The following is a 15,678-nucleotide window of genomic DNA, read 5'->3' as shown; positions in this document are numbered from 1 at the left end:
GCCGTGTGTGAGACCCCTGCCCGACGGCGCGCAGGGCGCCACCCGGGCGGGCCGGCCGACGCCGAGCCCGCGACACCCCGGGGACGGACATGACTCCCCCGTCACCGGCTCGGCGCCCACACCCGCCACCAGGACCACCACCAGCGCCGCGGCCGAACGGATCGCGGCGGCCCGCGACGCGTTCCTGCACCACGAACAGATGCGTGAGGACGCGGTCCGCCCGCCGATCCTGGCGTCCTGGATCCGGTCGCGGGACAGCGACGTCGCGCCCGACTCCATCGACCTGCCCGAGATCGGCCGCGAGACCGACAGCCCGCTGGTACGGGCGGCGACGCCGATCGTCTCCGAGCTGTGCGACCAGTTCGCCACCGAGCCGGTCAGCCTCATCCTCTGCGACGGCGACGGTGTCGTCCTCGACCGCCGGACCGGTGACTCCGCGCTGCGTCAGCACCTGGACCGGGTGTGGCTCGTCCCCGGTTTCTCCTACGCCGAGCAGCACGTCGGCACCAACGGCATCGGCACCGCGCTGGAGGGCAGGCGCCCGACCGAGGTGTTCGGGCACGAGCACTTCGTCGAGCACCTGGAGGACCTGGCCTGCGCCGGCGCCCCGATCCGGCACCCGGTGACCGGCAAGATCCTCGGCGTCGTCGACCTGACCTGCTGGCGGAGCGAGGCCAACGCGCTGATGGTCGCCACCGCGGCGACGACGGCCCGCCGCATCGAGGAGGCGCTGCTCGCCGCGTCCGGGCGGCACGAGCTGACGCTGCTGCACGACTACCTGACCGCGGTCCAGCGCGGGGGCGACTCCGCGGTGCTCGCCGTCGGCGACGACCTCGTGATGATGAACGACCGCGCCCGCGAGCTCATCGCCCCCGGTGACCAGGTCCCGCTGCTCGCCGGGGCGACCGACGCGCTGCGGGCCGGACGCAACCGCCAGCTCGTCGTCGACCTGCCGAGCGGGGCGACCGCGCGCGTGCAGTGCCGGCCGAGCTGGAACGAGGCGGGCTCGGCGGGCGGCATCCTGCAGGTGAGCCTGACCCACCGCGAGACCGTCGGCCGCGGCTCCGCGACCCCGACGATCACGACCGCGCTGCCGACCGCCGTCGGCTCGGGGGCGCTGTGGACCAAGTGCGCCCAGGCGGTGGACCGGCACTTCCGCACCAACGAGTGGCTGGTGCTGCAGGGCGAGCACGGCTCCGGCCGGACCACGCTGGCCCGCGCCACCCATCATCTCCACTCCCCCGCCGGGCACGTGCGTGTGCTCGACGCGGGCGACGTGGGCCCGCGCTGGCTCTCCGAGGTGTCCGACGAGCTCGGCGGCGGCGGCGGGACGCTGGTGCTGCGCGAGGTCGACCGGCTCCCCCCGGCCGCCGCGGCGGCGCTCGCCGACGTGCTCGAGCCGCACCGCGAGTCGACCGACCCCGAGCGGGCCTGGGTCATCGCGACCCGCGGCAGCTCCCGGACGACCGACTCGCCCGAGCTGGCGTCGCTGCTGGACTGCTTCCCGCGCACCATCGAGGTCCCGCCGCTGCGCCACCACGTGGAGGACGTCGCCGAGCTGGTGCCGTACCTGCTCGCCCGGCTGACCCGCGGCGCCGACCTGACCTGTGCGCCGGAGGCCCTGCGGGTGCTCATGCGGCACCGGTGGCCGGGCAACGTCGAACAGCTCTACCAGGTGCTGCGCAAGGTCGTGAGCCGTCGCCGGACCGGGGTGATCCGGCTGGAGGACCTGCCGCCGGAGACGCGGGTACTGGCCCGGCGGGTGCTGACCCCGCTGGAGTCGATCGAGTGCGACGCCATCGTCGACGCCCTGCTCGACGCCGACGGCAACAAGGCCGAGGCCGCGCGCCGGCTCGGGATGAGCCGGGCGACGATCTACCGCAAGATCCGCGGCTACGGCATCGCGACACCCGAGGGGGCGGGGGCGGCCCGGTAGCGTCGGGCGGGTGACCGCCCGCCGCCGGCTCGTCCGGGCCCTGAGCTTCCCCGACGGCACCCCGGCGCCCCTGCTCGGGCTGATCGGCATCAGCAGCTCGCTGGTCGGGGTGTTCTTCGTGCCCCTCCTGCTGCCGGAGCCGACGCCGCTGTGGGTGCGCGCGGCGCTGTCCGCCCTGGTCGTGTTCGCGCTGATCGTGCTGACCGCGGCGCTGCTGCGCCGGGCCGTGGCGCGGGGCAGGCAGCGGCGCGCCCCCTGACCGGGCCTCGCCGCGCCCCGAGTGTTGATCTACGGTGCGTGCGCATGGATGCGTGGCCGGACTCGGCGTTCCCGGCGGACCCCTACCCCGGGGCCCGGCCCGACGGGTCGTTCCTGCACGTCGACGGCCGGTCGCACCCGCTGACCGCCGACCCCGCGACGCCCTCCGGGTGGCGGGTCGGCGGGGAGTGCCTGGACACGGCGCTGGCCCGGCACGGGGCCCCGCCGTCGGCCGCGCGCGTCCCGCTGCTGGCCTACGGCTCGAACGCCTGCCCGTCGAAGATCTCCTGGATGCGCGGGGAGCGCGGGCTGACCGGTCCGGTCGTCGTGCTGCGGGTCCGGACCGAGAGCCTGGCCGCGGTGTGGTCGGCCGGGCGCCGGGTGGTCGACGACCAGCGCCCCGCGACGCTCGCGGCCGTGCCCGGCGTGGCCGAGGAGCACGCGGTCTGGCTGGCGGCCCCGGAGCAGTTCGCCGCGCTCGACACCGTCGAGGGCCGCGACGCCGACCCGCCGCGCTACCGCCTGGCCCGGGTCGCGACCGGACGGGTCACGCTCGTCGACGCCGTCGGGGAGCTCGACCGGCCGTGGGCCTATCTCGCCCCGGAGGTCCCCACCGGCGACGCGCGCACCGACCGGCGCCCGCTGCACGTCGACGGGGCACCCGTCCGCTGCGCCGACCTCGACCAGGCCGGGGCCGTCGCGCTCACCGGTGCCCCCGGCCCGGACGGTCTGGACGCGTCGACCGTCGACGGTGTGCCGGTGCCGGAGCAGTGGCCGTCGCGGGTGTTCGTCTACGGCACCCTCATGCCCGGCCGGCGGGCCTTCGGGATGCTGCGCGGGCACGCCGCCGACGTGCTGCCCCAGCCGGTGGTGCTGCCGACCGGCGGGGTCGCCGACACCGGCCTCGGATACCCCGCGCTGACCCTCGACACCGGCGACGGGGTGCCCGGCTGGGTCGTCGAGCTGGCCGATCCGGTGACCGCGCTGGCCGCGCTCGACGCCTACGAGGGCCCGGAGTACACGCGGTCCCGGGTGGTCCTCGACGACGGCACCGTGTGCTGGGCCTGGGTGTGGACGGCCGCGCGGGACGGGCACGTGCCGCTGCCGGACGGGTGGCCGGTCCCCTGAGACGCCGACCGGGCCCGCCCCCGACGGGGACGGGCCCGCTGCGGACCGGTGGTGCGGCTCAGGAGCCGGTCTTCGCGGCCTGCCGTGCGCGGTGCTCGGCGAGCCCCGGGACCTCGCGGCCGGCGATCGACACGCCCTTCGTCTCGATGACGAAGTAGAGCGCGATCATGCCGACCACGCAGGCGCCCATCATGTAGTAGGCCGGGAACAGGACGTCGCCGGTGCCCTCGATGGCCGCCTCGTTGATCAGCGGCGCGGTGCCGCCGAACGCCGCCGTCGCCACGTTGTAGGAGATCGCCATGCCGGCGAACCGGACGTGGGTCGGGAACATCGCCGGGAACGTCGCGGAGATCGTCCCGAGCTGCAGCAGGTAGATCAGGCCGAGCACGGTGAACCCGAGGATCGCCAGTGGCAGGCTCTGCGCCATCAGCATGTACATCGGGATCGCCAGCACGAAGATGCCGACCAGTGAGATCCACCAGCACGGTTTGCGGCCGATCCGGTCCGACAGCGCACCGGCGAACGGGATCAGCAGCATCATCACGACCTGGCCGACCACGGCGACGGTGTCGGCGCTCGCCGAGTCCATCGACAGCGTCGTCTGCAGGTAGGTCGGCATGTAGGTCAGCAGCGTGTAGTTGATGACGTTCAGCGCGATGACCAGGCCGAACAGCGCCAGGATCGGCTGCCAGTAGCGGACGAGGAGGTCCTTGAGCGCACCGGTCGCGGCGGACTCGGACTCGCCGGCGGCCTCCAGGTCGCGGAACACCGGGGTGTCCTCGAGCTTGGTCCGGATGTAGAGACCGATCATCGCCAGCGGCAGGGCGATCATGAACGGGATGCGCCAGCCGTAGTCGAGCATGGCCTGCTCGCCGATCGCGGTCTCCAGGCCGAAGACGACCAGCACCGCGAGCGTGAAGCCGGCCAGGGTGCCGAACTCCAGGAAGCTGCCCCAGAACCCGCGCTTGCGGTCCGGCGCGTACTCCGCCATGAACGTGGCGGCGCCGCCGTACTCACCGCCGGTGGAGAAGCCCTGGATGATCCGCAGCAGGAACAGCAGCGCCGGGGCGGCCCAGCCGATCGTCTCGTAGGACGGGATGACACCGATCAGGAACGTCGCGACACCCATCAGGATGATCGTCATCGACAGGACCTTCTGCCTGCCGATGCGGTCACCGAGCGGGCCCCACACGAAGCCGCCGAGCGGTCGCAGGACGAACGAGATCGCGAAGCCGAGCAGCGTTCCGAGGTAGCCCAGTTCGCCCGGGAAGAACGCGTTCGTCAGTTCGACGGTCAGGTAGGCGTAGATGCCGTAGTCGAACCATTCCGTCGCGTTTCCGATCGCCGACGCGGCGACCGCCCTCCGCAGTACGGAGGGCTCCACTTCGTTCTCGCCACTCTGTTGACCAGCACCTGCCGGAACCGATGACATTCGAGGACCCCCCACTCACGCAATGCGTAAACCGCTACCGGAAGCGCATTTCGTTACACGATCGACATATCCAGCACCATTGCGGTGTGCGGAGCTTACAGAGCGGAAAGGGGGGCTGCCACCCACGCGCGGTGATCGATACCGGTGCGCGACACCCGCCCCGTGTAGCGTCGCCCGGGTGCTGGCGATCGACGGCCTCGCCAAGCGGTTCGGCCCCGCCACCGCCCTCGACGGGGTGAGCTTCACGGTCGGCGCGGGCGAGGTGTTCGGCTTCGTCGGCGGCAACGGGGCGGGCAAGACGACGACGATGCGGATCGTGCTCGGCGTCCTCGACGCCGACGCCGGCGCGGTCACCTGGAGGGGTGCCCCGCTCGGTCCCGCGGAACGCCGCCGGATCGGCTACCTGCCCGAGGAGCGCGGTCTGTACCCGCGGATGCGGGTCGCCGAGCAGCTCGTCTACCTGGCCCGGCTGCACGGGCTGTCCCGGTCGGCCGCGCTCGCCGCCACCGAGACCTGGACCGCCCGGGTCGGGCTCGCCGACCGCCGCGGCGACGAGGTGCAGAAGCTGTCGCTGGGCAACCAGCAGCGGGTGCAGCTGTGCGCCGCGCTGGTGCACGACCCCGACCTGCTGGTGCTCGACGAGCCGTTCTCCGGGCTGGACCCGGCGGCCGTCGACACCCTGGGGGCGGTGCTGCGCGAGCGCGCCGCGGCCGGGGTGCCGGTGGTGTTCTCCTCCCACCAGCTGGAGCTGGTGGAGCGGCTCTGCGACCGGGTCGGCATCATCTCCGCGGGCCGGATGGTCGCGGTCGGGACGGTCGACGGGCTGCGCGCCGGGGCCGCCGACCGCTACGACGTCACCGGACCGCCGCCCGGCTGGGCCGACGCCCTCGCCGGGGTGCGGGTCGTCGGGACCGAGGGTGACCGCACCCGCGTCGAGCTGGCGCCGGGCACCGACGACCAGGCGCTGCTCGCCGCGGCGCTGGCCGCCGGGCCGGTGCACGCGTTCGGGCCGTACCGGCCGCCGCTGACCGAGCTGTACCGCGACGCCGTGCGCGACCGCGCCGTCCCGGCGACCGAGGGTGCCCGATGAGGACGGTGCTGCTCGTCGCGCGGCGGGAGATCACCACGCAGCTGCGGTCGCGGACGTTCGTCGTCGGGATCCTGCTGATGCTGCTGGTGTTCGGCGGCTACGGCGCGGTGATCGTGTTCGCCGGGTCGCAGAGCTCGTCGTCGTCGATGGTGCTCGACGGGCCGGCCCGCGAGCTGCGCGGCGAGCTGCAGGGCACCGCGGACCGGCTGGGCACCGCGCTGCGGCTGACCGAGGCCGGGAACCGGGACACCGCCGAGTCGATGGTCCGCACCGGCGAGGCCGACGCGATGCTCACCGGGGCGCCGGGGACCTACCAGCTCGTGGGCCTCGACGACGTCGCCCCGGGGCTGCGGTCGCTGGTCGCCGACGTCGTCGAGCAGCAGGCCGTGCGCGAGTCGCTGCTCGCCGCCGGCGCCGACCCCGAGCAGGTCAGCGCGCTGTCCGGGGTGGGGGTGCGCACCCTCGAACCGGTCGACACCGAGCTCGGGCAGCGGATCGGCACCGCGTTCGTGGTGACGTTCCTGCTGTTCTTCTCGGTCACCGCCTACGGCGCGGCCGTCGCGCAGGGGGTGGTCGAGGAGAAGGCCGGGCGCGTGGTCGAGCTGCTGCTCGCGACCATCCCGGCGCGGCAGCTGCTCGCGGGCAAGGTGCTCGGGCTCGGCCTGGTCGGGCTGCTGCAGCTGCTGATCCTCGGCGGGGTGGGCGCGGCCGTCGCGGTGGGCACCGGCGCGCTGGCCGTCCCGGCGCTGCTGCTGCCGACGCTGGTGTCGGCACTGGCCTGGTACCTGGTCGGCTTCTTCCTGTTCGCGACGCTCTACGCGGCGGCGGGCGCGCTGGTGTCCCGCCAGGAGGAGCTCCAGTCGGTGACCGCGCCGATCGCCGTCGTGCTGCTCGTGCCGTTCCTGCTCGCCGTCGCCGTGCTGCCCGTGGACCCGCGCAACCCCGTCACGACGGTGCTGTCGTTCGTGCCGTACCTGTCGCAGACGCTCATGCCGGCCCGCACCGCGCTGGGGGTGACCTCGTGGTGGGAGCCGGTCGTCGCGTTCGTGCTGGCGCTGCTCGCGCTGGCCGGGATGGTGGTGCTCGCGGCGCGGGTCTACCGCAACTCGGTGCTGCGCACCGGGGCGCGGGTCCGCTGGCGGGACGCGCTCAGGACCGGGCGGCCTTGACCTGGTCGTAGCGGGCGAGCGCGTCCTGCCGCTCGGCCTTGTGGTCGACCATCGGCTCCGGATAGCCCTCCGGGATGCCGTCGCGCAGCTTCCACGGCTGGTGCACGGCCTTCCCCTCGACGTCGGCGAGCTCGGGCACCCAGCGACGCACGTAGTCCCCGTCGGGGTCGAACCGCTCGCCCTGGGTGATCGGGTTGAAGACCCGGAAGTACGGCGACGCGTCCGTCCCCGACCCGGCCGTCCACTGCCAGCCGTGCTGGTTGGAGGCCAGGTCGCCGTCGACGAGCAGCGACATGAAGTGCCGCGCGCCGCGCCACCACGGGATGTGCAGGTCCTTGACCAGGAACGACGCGACGATCATCCGCACCCGGTTGTGCATCCACGCCTCGCCGCGCAGCTGGCGCATCCCGGCGTCGACGATCGGGAAGCCCGTCCGGCCCTCGCACCAGCGCTCGAAGTCGGCGTCGGCGGCCTTCCCGGTGCGCAGCGGCAGGTGGTCGAAGGCGGTGTCGTAGTTGCCGCGCGCGGAGTCCGGGCGCCGGTGGAGCACGTCGGCGTAGAACTCCCGCCAGGCGATCTCGGTGCGGTAGGCCTTCACCGAGTCGCCCTTGCGCTGCGCCAGGTCCGCGAGCAGCGTGCGCGGGTGGACACAGCCGTACTTCAGGTACGGCGACATGCCCGAGGTGCCGCGCTCGGCCGGCAGGTCGCGGGCGGACTCGTAGTCCTCGACGCCCTCGTCGAGGAAGTCCGCCCAGCGGGCCAGCGCCGCGGACTCCCCCGCGTCGGGCAGCTCGGCCTCGACCGCGCCGTCGTCGGGGATGGCGACGGCCCGCGGACCGCCGTCCTTGTCCGACGGGTCCATCCAGGTGCAGGTGCCGGCGTCGGTCTCGGCGGGGGCGCGCCAGCCGTGGTCGGCCCAGGCGCGGCTGAACGGGGTGAACACCTTGAACGGCCCGCCGGTGCCCTTCTCCACCCGGCCGGGCGCCACGGCGTAGGGCGAGCCGGTGCGGACGAGCTCGACGTCGTCCTCGGCGAGCGCCTTCTCGACCTGCTCGTCGCGCTCGCGGCCGTAGGGGCCGTAGTCCGCGGCGACGTGCACGGTCTGCGCACCGACGGCCTTCACGATCCGCGGGACGACGTCGACCGGGTCGCCCTTCACGACGAGGAGCTTCCCGCCGAGCGCCTCGTCGAGCTCGCGCAGGCAGCCGAACAGGAAGTTCGCGCGGGCCGTACCGGAGGGGGTCAACAGGGCCGGGTCCAGCACGAACAGCGCGAGCGCGCGGTCGGCGGCGTCGGCGGCGGCGAGGAACGTGGGCTGGTCGGCGACCCGGAGGTCGCGCCGGAACCAGACGACGGCAGTGCTGGGCGCCATGCCGGTCGACGCTAGCGGCGCCGCCGCCGGCCCGCCCGTCGACGGACGCGCGACGGCCCCGCCGGAGAAGTCCGGCGGGGCCGTGGGTACAGCGGCGGTGCTACGGGGTCAGCGCTGGCCGACCGGGACGTAGAGGCGCTCCGCGGAACCGGTGTAGAGCTGGCGCGGACGCCCGATCTTGTTCTGCGGGTCGTTCATCATCTCGCGCCAGTGCGCGATCCAGCCCGGGAGCCGGCCGAGTGCGAAGAGGACGGTGAACATCTTCACCGGGAAGCCCATCGCCCGGTAGATGACGCCGGTGTAGAAGTCGACGTTCGGGTAGAGCTTGCGCTCGACGAAGTAGTCGTCGGCCAGCGCCTTCTCCTCGAGCGTCATGGCGATGTCGAGCAGCGGGTCGTTGACGCCGAGCTTCTTGAGGATCGTCTCGGCCTGCTCCTTGACGATCTTCGCGCGCGGGTCGTAGTTCTTGTAGACCCGGTGCCCGAAGCCCATCAGCTTCGCGCCCTGCTCCTTGTTCTTGACCCGGTTCACGAAGTCGTCGACGTTGCCGCCCTCGACGTCCTTGATGCGGGTCAGCATCTCCAGGACCGCCTGGTTGGCGCCGCCGTGCAGCGGGCCGAACAGCGCGTTGATGCCGGCGGAGATGGAGGCGAACAGGTTCGCCTGGCTGGAGCCGACCAGCCGCACCGTCGAGGTGGAGCAGTTCTGCTCGTGGTCGGCGTGCAGGATCAGCAGGGTGTCGAGCGCGCGGACCATGTCCGGGTCCAGCTCGTAGGGCTCGGCGGGGAACCCGAAGGTCATCCGCAGGAAGTTCTCGACGAGGCCGAGGGAGTTGTCCGGGTACAGGAACGGCTGCCCGACGGACTTCTTGTACGCGTAGGCGGCGATCGTGAAGACCTTCGCCATGAGCCGCACGGTGGAGAGCTCGACGGCCTCCTCGTCGTGCGGGTCCAGCGAGTCCTGGTAGAAGGTCGACAGCGCGCTGACCGCCGACGACAGCACCGGCATCGGGTGCGCGTCCCGCGGGAAGCCCTCGAAGAAGCGCTTCAGGTCCTCGTGCAGCAGGGTGTGCCGGCTGATCCGGTTGGTGAAGGCGTCGAGCTGCTGCTGGCTCGGCAGCTCGCCGTAGATCAGCAGGTAGCTGACCTCGAGGAACGTGGAGTTCCCGGCCAGCTGGTCGATCGGGTATCCGCGGTAACGGAGGATGCCGGCGTCACCGTCGATGTAGGTGATCGCCGAGGAGCAGGCCGCGGTGCTGGTGAAGCCCGGGTCGAAGGTGACCAGGCCGGTCTTGCCGAGCAGCTTGCTGACGTCGACGGCCTGCGACCCCTCCGTCGGGGTGTGCACCGCGGTCTCGAACTCGCCGCCCGAATACCGGAGTACGGCGGTGTCGGACTTGGCGGCGGTCTCGTCGGACATGTGGAGGTTCCCTCTCACAGCGGGGATCAATCGGGTCTCGGACACACGCTAGCCCGCCGGGCGGAATCCGCAGAACGCGGCGACGATTCTCACGCTCCGCCACCGGGCGCGCGATACCGGAGGAACTCCGGGAACCGCCACACGCACAGCAGGACACCGACGACCACGGCGGCGCCGCCGAGCGTCGCGGTGACACCGGGCCCGATCAGCGAGGCCGCCGAGCCGTGCCACATGTCGGCCAGCCGGGGCCCGCCCGCGACGACGACGATGAACACGCCCTGCATCCGGCCGCGCATCTCGTCGGTGGCGACGGTCTGCAGCATCGAGGACCGGTACACCGAGCTGACCAGGTCACCGGCACCGGCGACGGCCAGCGCGAGCACCGCGAGGAACAGCGACCCGGTCAGGCCGAACACCAGGATCCCGCCGCCCCAGACGCACACCGCGACCACGACCGCGACGCCCTGGCGCTGCACCTTCTGCAGCCAGCCCGACAGCACGCCGCCGGCGACCATCCCGATCGGGATCGCGGCGAACAGCAGGCCCTGCTGGATGCCGCCGTCGGCCGACCCGCCGAAGGTGTCCACCGCCATCTGCGGGAACAGCACCCGGGGCATGCCCAGGCCCATCGCGATCACGTCGACCAGGAACGAGACGAGCAGGATGCGCTGCGTCCCGACGTAGCGGAAGCCGTCGACGACCGAGCGCAGCCCCACCTTGGGGCGGGCGCCGTCCACCCGTTGCGCGGAGCTGGGCAGCGCGGGCAGCCGCCAGGTCGCCCACAGCGTGGCCAGCAGGAAGATCGCGTCGATCAGGTAGAGCGTCGACAGCCCGATGAACGGGATCAGCACCCCGGCCAGCAGCGGCCCGAGCACCGCGCCGACCTGCACGACGGTCATGTTCAGCGCGTTCGCCGCGGGCAGCTGCTCGGCGGGCAGCAGCCGCGGGATGACCGCGCTGCGGGTGGGCTGGTTCATCGCGAGCATCGCCGACTGGAACGCGAACAGCACCAGCACGACCCACACGTTGCCGGCGCCGCTGGCCGACACCACCCACAGCGCCAGCGAGCTCAGCGCGATGCCCGACCCGGTGAACAGCAGCATCACCCGCCGGTCCACCGCGTCGGCGACCGCGCCGCCCCACAGCCCGAACACCACCAGCGGGACCAGGCCGAACAGCCCGGTGAGGCCGACGTAGGCCGAGGAGCCGGTCAGCTGGAAGATCTGGATCGGCACGGCGACGACCGACAGCTGCGCGCCGATCACCGTCACGATCCCGGCCACCCACAGCCGCCGGTAGGCGGGCGTGCGCAGCGGGGTGGTGTCGGCGAAGGTCGACCGCAGCAGGCCGGTGACCCGACCGGCGCGGGTCCGGGTGGTCGGGCCGTCGCCCGCCGCGGACGGGACCGGCCGGGTCGGGGAGTCCCGTTCCGCGCCGGGCACGGGTTCGGTCGGCCCGTCCCCCGGATCGTTGCGACTGCTCACGACGTCAAGGTGTACACGGGACCCCCGACGGTGCGCCTCCGGGTTCCCTCCTAGGGGGCGAGCCTGCGGACCGACCAGGCGTCGTCGCGGCCGACCTCGAAACGCAGCCGGTCGTGCATGCGGTCGGCGCGGCCCTGCCAGAACTCGACCTGCCACGGCACGATCCGCCAGCCGCCCCAGTGCGGCGGCCGCGGGATGTCGGTGACGCCGTCGAACCGGCGGGTCACCCCGGCCAGCGCCTGGTCGAGGACGGTGCGCCCGGCGACGATCGTCGACTGCGCCGACGCCCACGCCCCCAGCTGCGACCCGCGCGGGCGCAGCGCCCAGTAGGCGTCGGACTGGGCGTCGGAGCAGCGCTCCACCCGGCCGGAGAGCTGCACCTGCCGCTGGAGGTCGTACCAGGGGAAGGTCACCGAGGCGACGCGCGTGCGGTTCAGGTCGTGGCTCTTGGCCGAGGTGTAGTTCGTGTAGAAGACGATCCCGCCGGCGTCGAGGCCCTTGCACAGGACGGTGCGCGACGACGGCAGCCCGTCCGGGTCCGACGTCGCCAGCACCATCGCGTTCGGCTCGGTCAGCCCGGCCTCACGGGCCTGCTCCAGCCACGCGGTGAGCTGCTCGTGCCAGGTCGGAGCCAGGTCGTCGACGTCGAGCGGGCGGCTCGAGTAGTCCGTCCGCATCCTCTCGAGGGCGGGCGCGTCGGTCATCGGTTCCCCTTCCGAGCAGGTGCAGCGACCCCGACCGTAAGGGGGACGGCCCCGCGTGTGCACCCGCCGTTCGGTGCGGTCGACCCGGTCGTTCACGCACGGGTGTCCGGTTCGTGATCGACGACACCGGCCGGTCACGTTGCCCCGGCAACCCGTTCGGAGCAGGGTGACGGCGTCCACCAGAGCCGAAGGAGACCCGGTGACCGAGACGCTCGCGCACGAGGTGCCCCCGCCCCCGCCCGGCTTCAAGTCCGGTCTGGAGGGCCACGTCGCGTTCCGCACCGAGATCGCCGAGCCCGACAAGGACGGCGGGTCGCTGCGCTACCGCGGCGTCGACCTGGAGGACCTCGCCGGCACCGTGACCTTCGGCGACGTCTGGGCGCTGCTGGTCGACGGCCGGTTCGGGCAGAGCCTGCCGCCGGCGGAGCCGTTCCCGATCCCGGTGCACACCGGTGACGTCCGGGTCGACGTGCAGGCGGCGCTGGCCATGCTCGCCCCGTACTGGGGCTACCGCCCGCTGCTCGACATCGACGACACCGAGGCCCGCGACAACCTGGCCCGCGCCTCGGTGATGGCGCTGTCCTACGTCGCGCAGTCCGCGCGCGGGATCGGCGTCGCCGCGGTGCCGCAGTCGCGCATCGACGAGTGCTCGACGATCACCGAGCGCTTCATGACCCGCTGGCGCGGCGAGCCCGACCCGCGCCACGTCGCCGCCGTCGACGCCTACTGGGTGTCCGCCGCCGAGCACGGCATGAACGCCTCCACCTTCACCGCCCGGGTGATCGCCTCCACCGGCGCCGACGCCGCCGCGTCGCTGTCCGGCGCGATCGGCGCCATGTCCGGCCCGCTGCACGGCGGCGCCCCCGCCCGGGTGCTCCCGATGATCGACGAGGTCGAGCGCACCGGCGACGCCGAGGCGCTGGTCAAGGGCCTGCTGGACCGCAAGGAGAAGCTCATGGGCTTCGGGCACCGGGTCTACCGGGCCGAGGACCCGCGGGCCCGCGTGCTGCGCCGCACCTGCCAGGAGCTCAACGCCCCGCGCTACGAGGTGGCCGCCGAGCTGGAGCGGACCGCGCTCGCCGTGCTGCGCGAGCGGCGCCCGGACCGGCCGATCGAGACCAACGTCGAGTTCTGGGCGGCGGTGATCCTCGACTTCGCCGAGGTCCCGCCGCACATGATGCCCGCGATGTTCACCTCGGCCCGGACCGCGGGCTGGTCGGCGCACGTGATGGAGCAGAAGCGCGAGGGCAAGCTCGTGCGTCCGAGCGCGCAGTACATCGGCCCGGGCCCGCGCCGTCCGCAGGAGGTCGAGGGCTGGGACTCGGTCGTCGCCCGCTGACCGGGCCCCGCGCCCGTCCGTCCTACCGGGGCCCGCTCAGGAGAGGGGGCCGGTGACCCGCGCGACGGCGTCCCCGCCGTCGTGGCGGAGCCACCGGTCCTGGTGGAGCAGGCCGTAGACGCCCTGGCCCAGGGCCGTGCCGGGGACGGCGACCACCAGGATCGCCCCGACGAACACCGCGATGGCGGCGGTCTCGAAGCCGGCCACCACGAGTCCGACGGCGCCCAGCCCCGCGACGGCGCCGGCCACGATCCCGACCAGGAGCATCACCAGGACCAGCAGCAGCAGGACGCCGAAACAGCGCCACCAGGCGCCTCGGACCAGCTCGACCGACCGCCACAGCGCGTCGACGGCGGCGCGCCGCTCCCGGACGACGGCCGGGAGGGTCAGTGCCAGCAGCACGGTCACCCAGAGCACGGCGAGGTAGGCGGCGATCGCGATCAGCGCCCCCACCGCGGCAGCCACGCCGCCCGCCCGCCACAGCGGCAACGACACGGCCCACACCAGCGCCGTCGGCACGAGACCGATCGCCGTGAGGATCAGCTGCGCCCCGTACGCGGCGCCGAGCCGGTCGCGACCGGCCGCCCACGCCGAACGCAGCGTGGGCCGCTGTCCGATCACCGACAGGTGCAGGCCCGCCAGCAGCAGCACCGCGAACGGCGGAGTCACCAGGGCCCCCAGCAGTGCGACCAGCAGGGCGCTGCCCATGGACCCCGCGAACGCCTCCACCAGGTCGAGGGTCGGGGGCGGCGCGGGCTCGACGAGCATCAGCAGGCCCTGGACCCCGAGCACGACCACCATCAGCACGAGGGCCGGCACCAGCGTGAGGACGGGGCGGCGGCGCACGTAGCGCCAGGCCCCGCCGAGGATCTCGCCGGCGTCGAGCGGTCGCAGCGGCACGATGCCGGGCTGCGGCGGCCCGGGCTCCCCCGGGCCGGGGTGATTCTCGGTCACGGTCGTCCCCTCTGTTCGCCCGGTTCGTGTCCTATCGGACATCGGGGACCCCCGGGCGGGATCGGGACGATCGTGAGCCGATGGTGATCAGCCGGCGGGCAGCGGCGCGGGGACCCGCCGGCGCCGGATCGCCAGCGACAGCCCGGCCGCGACGACGCAGAGGACGGCGCCGCCGTACCAGGCCGCGTCGTAGCTGCCCAGCGCGTCGCGGACCAGCCCCGCGACGAGTGCGGCGAACGCCGCCCCGATCTGGTGCGAGGCGAAGATCCAGCCGAACACCACCGCCGAGCGGGCGCCGAACGCCTCGCGGGCCAGCGCCATAGTCGGCGGGACGGTCGCGACCCAGTCCAGGCCGTAGAACACGACGAACGCGAGCATGCTGGCGTTGAGGTCGGTCCCGAACAGCGGCGGGAGCAGGAACAGCGACAGCCCGCGCAGCGCGTAGTAGGCGCCCAGCAGGAGCCGCGGGTCGACACGGTCGGTCAGCCAGCCGGAGAAGATCGTCCCGAGCAGGTCGAAGATGCCGACCAGGGCGAGCAGGGAGGCCGCCGTCGTCGCGGGCATGCCGTGGTCGTGCGCGGCCGGGACGAAGTGGGACTGGACCAGCCCGGCCGTCGTCGCGCCGCAGATGAAGAACCCGCCGACGAGCAGCCAGAACGTGCCGGTGCGCGAGGCGTCGGCCAGGGCCCGCAGCGCCAGCCGCGCGGCACCCGTGCGCTGCGGCGGGACGACGTCGGCCTCGGTGCCGCCGTAGGGAAGGACCCCGGCGTCGGCGGGGCGGTCCTTCAGGAACAGCAGCACGACCGGCACCACGGCCAGCGCCGCGCCCGCGGTGATCAGCGCCGCGGGCCGCCACCCGCCCGACTCGACGACGGCCGCGACCAGGGGCAGGAACACCAGCTGCCCGGTGGCGGTGGCGGCGGTGAGGATGCCGGAGACCAGGCCGCGGCGGGCGACGAACCAGCGGTTCACCACGGTCGCGACCAGCGCCATCGCCATCGACCCGGTGCCCAGCCCGACGACGACGCCCCACAGCAGCACCAGCTGCCAGACCGCCGTCATGAACACGGTCGTGCCCGCGCCGACCGCCACCATGACCAGTGCGGTCGCGACCACGCGGCGCACGCCGAAGCGCTCCATCAGCGCCGCCGCGAACGGCGCGGTCACCCCGAACAGGGCGAGGTTCACAGCCAGCGCGAAGGAGATGGACCCGATGCCCCAGCCGAACTCGGCGTGCAGGGGCTCGACCAGCACCCCGGGTGTGGACCGGAACCCGGCCGCGCCGAGCAGCGCGAGGAACGTCGCGGCCGCGGCCCACCAGGCCGGGTGCACCCGGCGTCGTTGCGTGGCCGATGTCGTCGGCGCCGTCGTCATGGGCTCATGGTGCGGGGTC

13 protein-coding genes are annotated in these 15,678 nt (G+C 73.6%); 6 read left to right on the top strand and 7 right to left on the bottom strand.

Annotation, left to right across the window (positions count from 1 at the left end):
- The first annotated feature begins 7 nt into the window (after window positions 1-7).
- The 3 genes from KPL57_RS35725 to KPL57_RS35715 are packed head-to-tail and all read left to right on the top strand — an operon-like array spanning window position 8 to window position 3,322.
- Complete coding sequence (locus KPL57_RS35725; protein ID WP_226354965.1) at window positions 8-1,936, top strand: helix-turn-helix domain-containing protein; 1,929 nt, start codon at window positions 8-10, stop codon at window positions 1,934-1,936.
- Between the two features lie 10 nt (window positions 1,937-1,946).
- Window positions 1,947-2,195, top strand: a complete 249-nt coding sequence (locus KPL57_RS35720; RefSeq protein ID WP_226354964.1) for a hypothetical protein — start codon at window positions 1,947-1,949, stop codon at window positions 2,193-2,195.
- A gap of 44 nt (window positions 2,196-2,239) precedes the next feature.
- Window positions 2,240-3,322: a gamma-glutamylcyclotransferase family protein gene (locus KPL57_RS35715; RefSeq protein WP_226354963.1), complete on the top strand. Its 1,083-nt coding sequence runs from the start codon at window positions 2,240-2,242 to the stop codon at window positions 3,320-3,322.
- Between the two features lie 58 nt (window positions 3,323-3,380).
- Here KPL57_RS35715 and KPL57_RS35710 read toward each other — a convergent pair whose 3' ends face one another.
- Window positions 3,381-4,706, bottom strand: a complete 1,326-nt coding sequence (locus tag KPL57_RS35710) for an MFS transporter (RefSeq protein WP_226354962.1) — start codon at window positions 4,704-4,706, stop codon at window positions 3,381-3,383.
- 226 nt (window positions 4,707-4,932) lie between these two features.
- Here KPL57_RS35710 and KPL57_RS35705 point away from each other — a divergent pair, with 226 nt between their 5' ends.
- Both KPL57_RS35705 and KPL57_RS35700 read left to right on the top strand, forming a co-directional pair.
- On the top strand, window positions 4,933-5,844 hold the full coding sequence (locus KPL57_RS35705) for an ABC transporter ATP-binding protein (protein WP_226354961.1): 912 nt from the start codon (window positions 4,933-4,935) through the stop codon (window positions 5,842-5,844).
- Entirely contained in the window at window positions 5,841-7,013 is a 1,173-nt protein-coding gene (locus tag KPL57_RS35700; protein WP_226354960.1) for an ABC transporter permease, read from the top strand. Before KPL57_RS35705 ends, KPL57_RS35700 begins: the two co-directional genes overlap by 4 nt.
- Here KPL57_RS35700 and KPL57_RS35695 read toward each other — a convergent pair.
- The 4 genes from KPL57_RS35695 to pdxH all read right to left on the bottom strand — a co-directional run bounded on the left by KPL57_RS35695 (window position 6,994) and on the right by pdxH (window position 11,992).
- Window positions 6,994-8,385, bottom strand: a complete 1,392-nt coding sequence (locus KPL57_RS35695; RefSeq protein ID WP_226354959.1) for a deoxyribodipyrimidine photo-lyase — start codon at window positions 8,383-8,385, stop codon at window positions 6,994-6,996. The two genes, KPL57_RS35700 and KPL57_RS35695, sit on opposite strands and share 20 nt — an antisense overlap.
- A 108-nt stretch (window positions 8,386-8,493) precedes the next feature.
- Window positions 8,494-9,804 (bottom strand): citrate synthase, encoded by a 1,311-nt coding sequence (locus KPL57_RS35690; RefSeq protein WP_062399893.1) that lies wholly within the window; start codon window positions 9,802-9,804, stop codon window positions 8,494-8,496.
- 89 nt (window positions 9,805-9,893) lie between these two features.
- Window positions 9,894-11,288: an MFS transporter gene (locus KPL57_RS35685; RefSeq protein WP_226354958.1), complete on the bottom strand. Its 1,395-nt coding sequence runs from the start codon at window positions 11,286-11,288 to the stop codon at window positions 9,894-9,896.
- A 50-nt stretch (window positions 11,289-11,338) separates the two neighbouring features.
- Window positions 11,339-11,992 (bottom strand): pyridoxamine 5'-phosphate oxidase, encoded by a 654-nt coding sequence (pdxH, locus tag KPL57_RS35680; protein ID WP_226354957.1) that lies wholly within the window; start codon window positions 11,990-11,992, stop codon window positions 11,339-11,341.
- A 199-nt stretch (window positions 11,993-12,191) separates the two neighbouring features.
- Between pdxH and KPL57_RS35675 the strand changes: the two genes are divergently transcribed.
- Window positions 12,192-13,331, top strand: a complete 1,140-nt coding sequence (locus KPL57_RS35675) for a citrate synthase 2 (RefSeq protein WP_226354956.1) — start codon at window positions 12,192-12,194, stop codon at window positions 13,329-13,331.
- 36 nt (window positions 13,332-13,367) lie between these two features.
- Here KPL57_RS35675 and KPL57_RS35670 read toward each other — a convergent pair whose 3' ends face one another.
- Together KPL57_RS35670 and KPL57_RS35665 are read right to left on the bottom strand one after the other, a co-directional pair.
- Window positions 13,368-14,285, bottom strand: a complete 918-nt coding sequence (locus KPL57_RS35670; RefSeq protein WP_226354955.1) for a hypothetical protein — start codon at window positions 14,283-14,285, stop codon at window positions 13,368-13,370.
- A gap of 87 nt (window positions 14,286-14,372) precedes the next feature.
- Window positions 14,373-15,659, bottom strand: coding sequence for an MFS transporter (locus KPL57_RS35665; RefSeq protein WP_226354954.1), 1,287 nt, complete (start codon window positions 15,657-15,659; stop codon window positions 14,373-14,375).
- Between the last annotated feature and the right edge of the window lie 19 nt (window positions 15,660-15,678).

This window comes from Pseudonocardia sp. ICBG601, assembly GCF_020496245.1.
The sequence above is the reverse complement of the archived record's forward strand: the minus strand, read 5'-3'. Positions and strand labels throughout refer to the sequence as shown.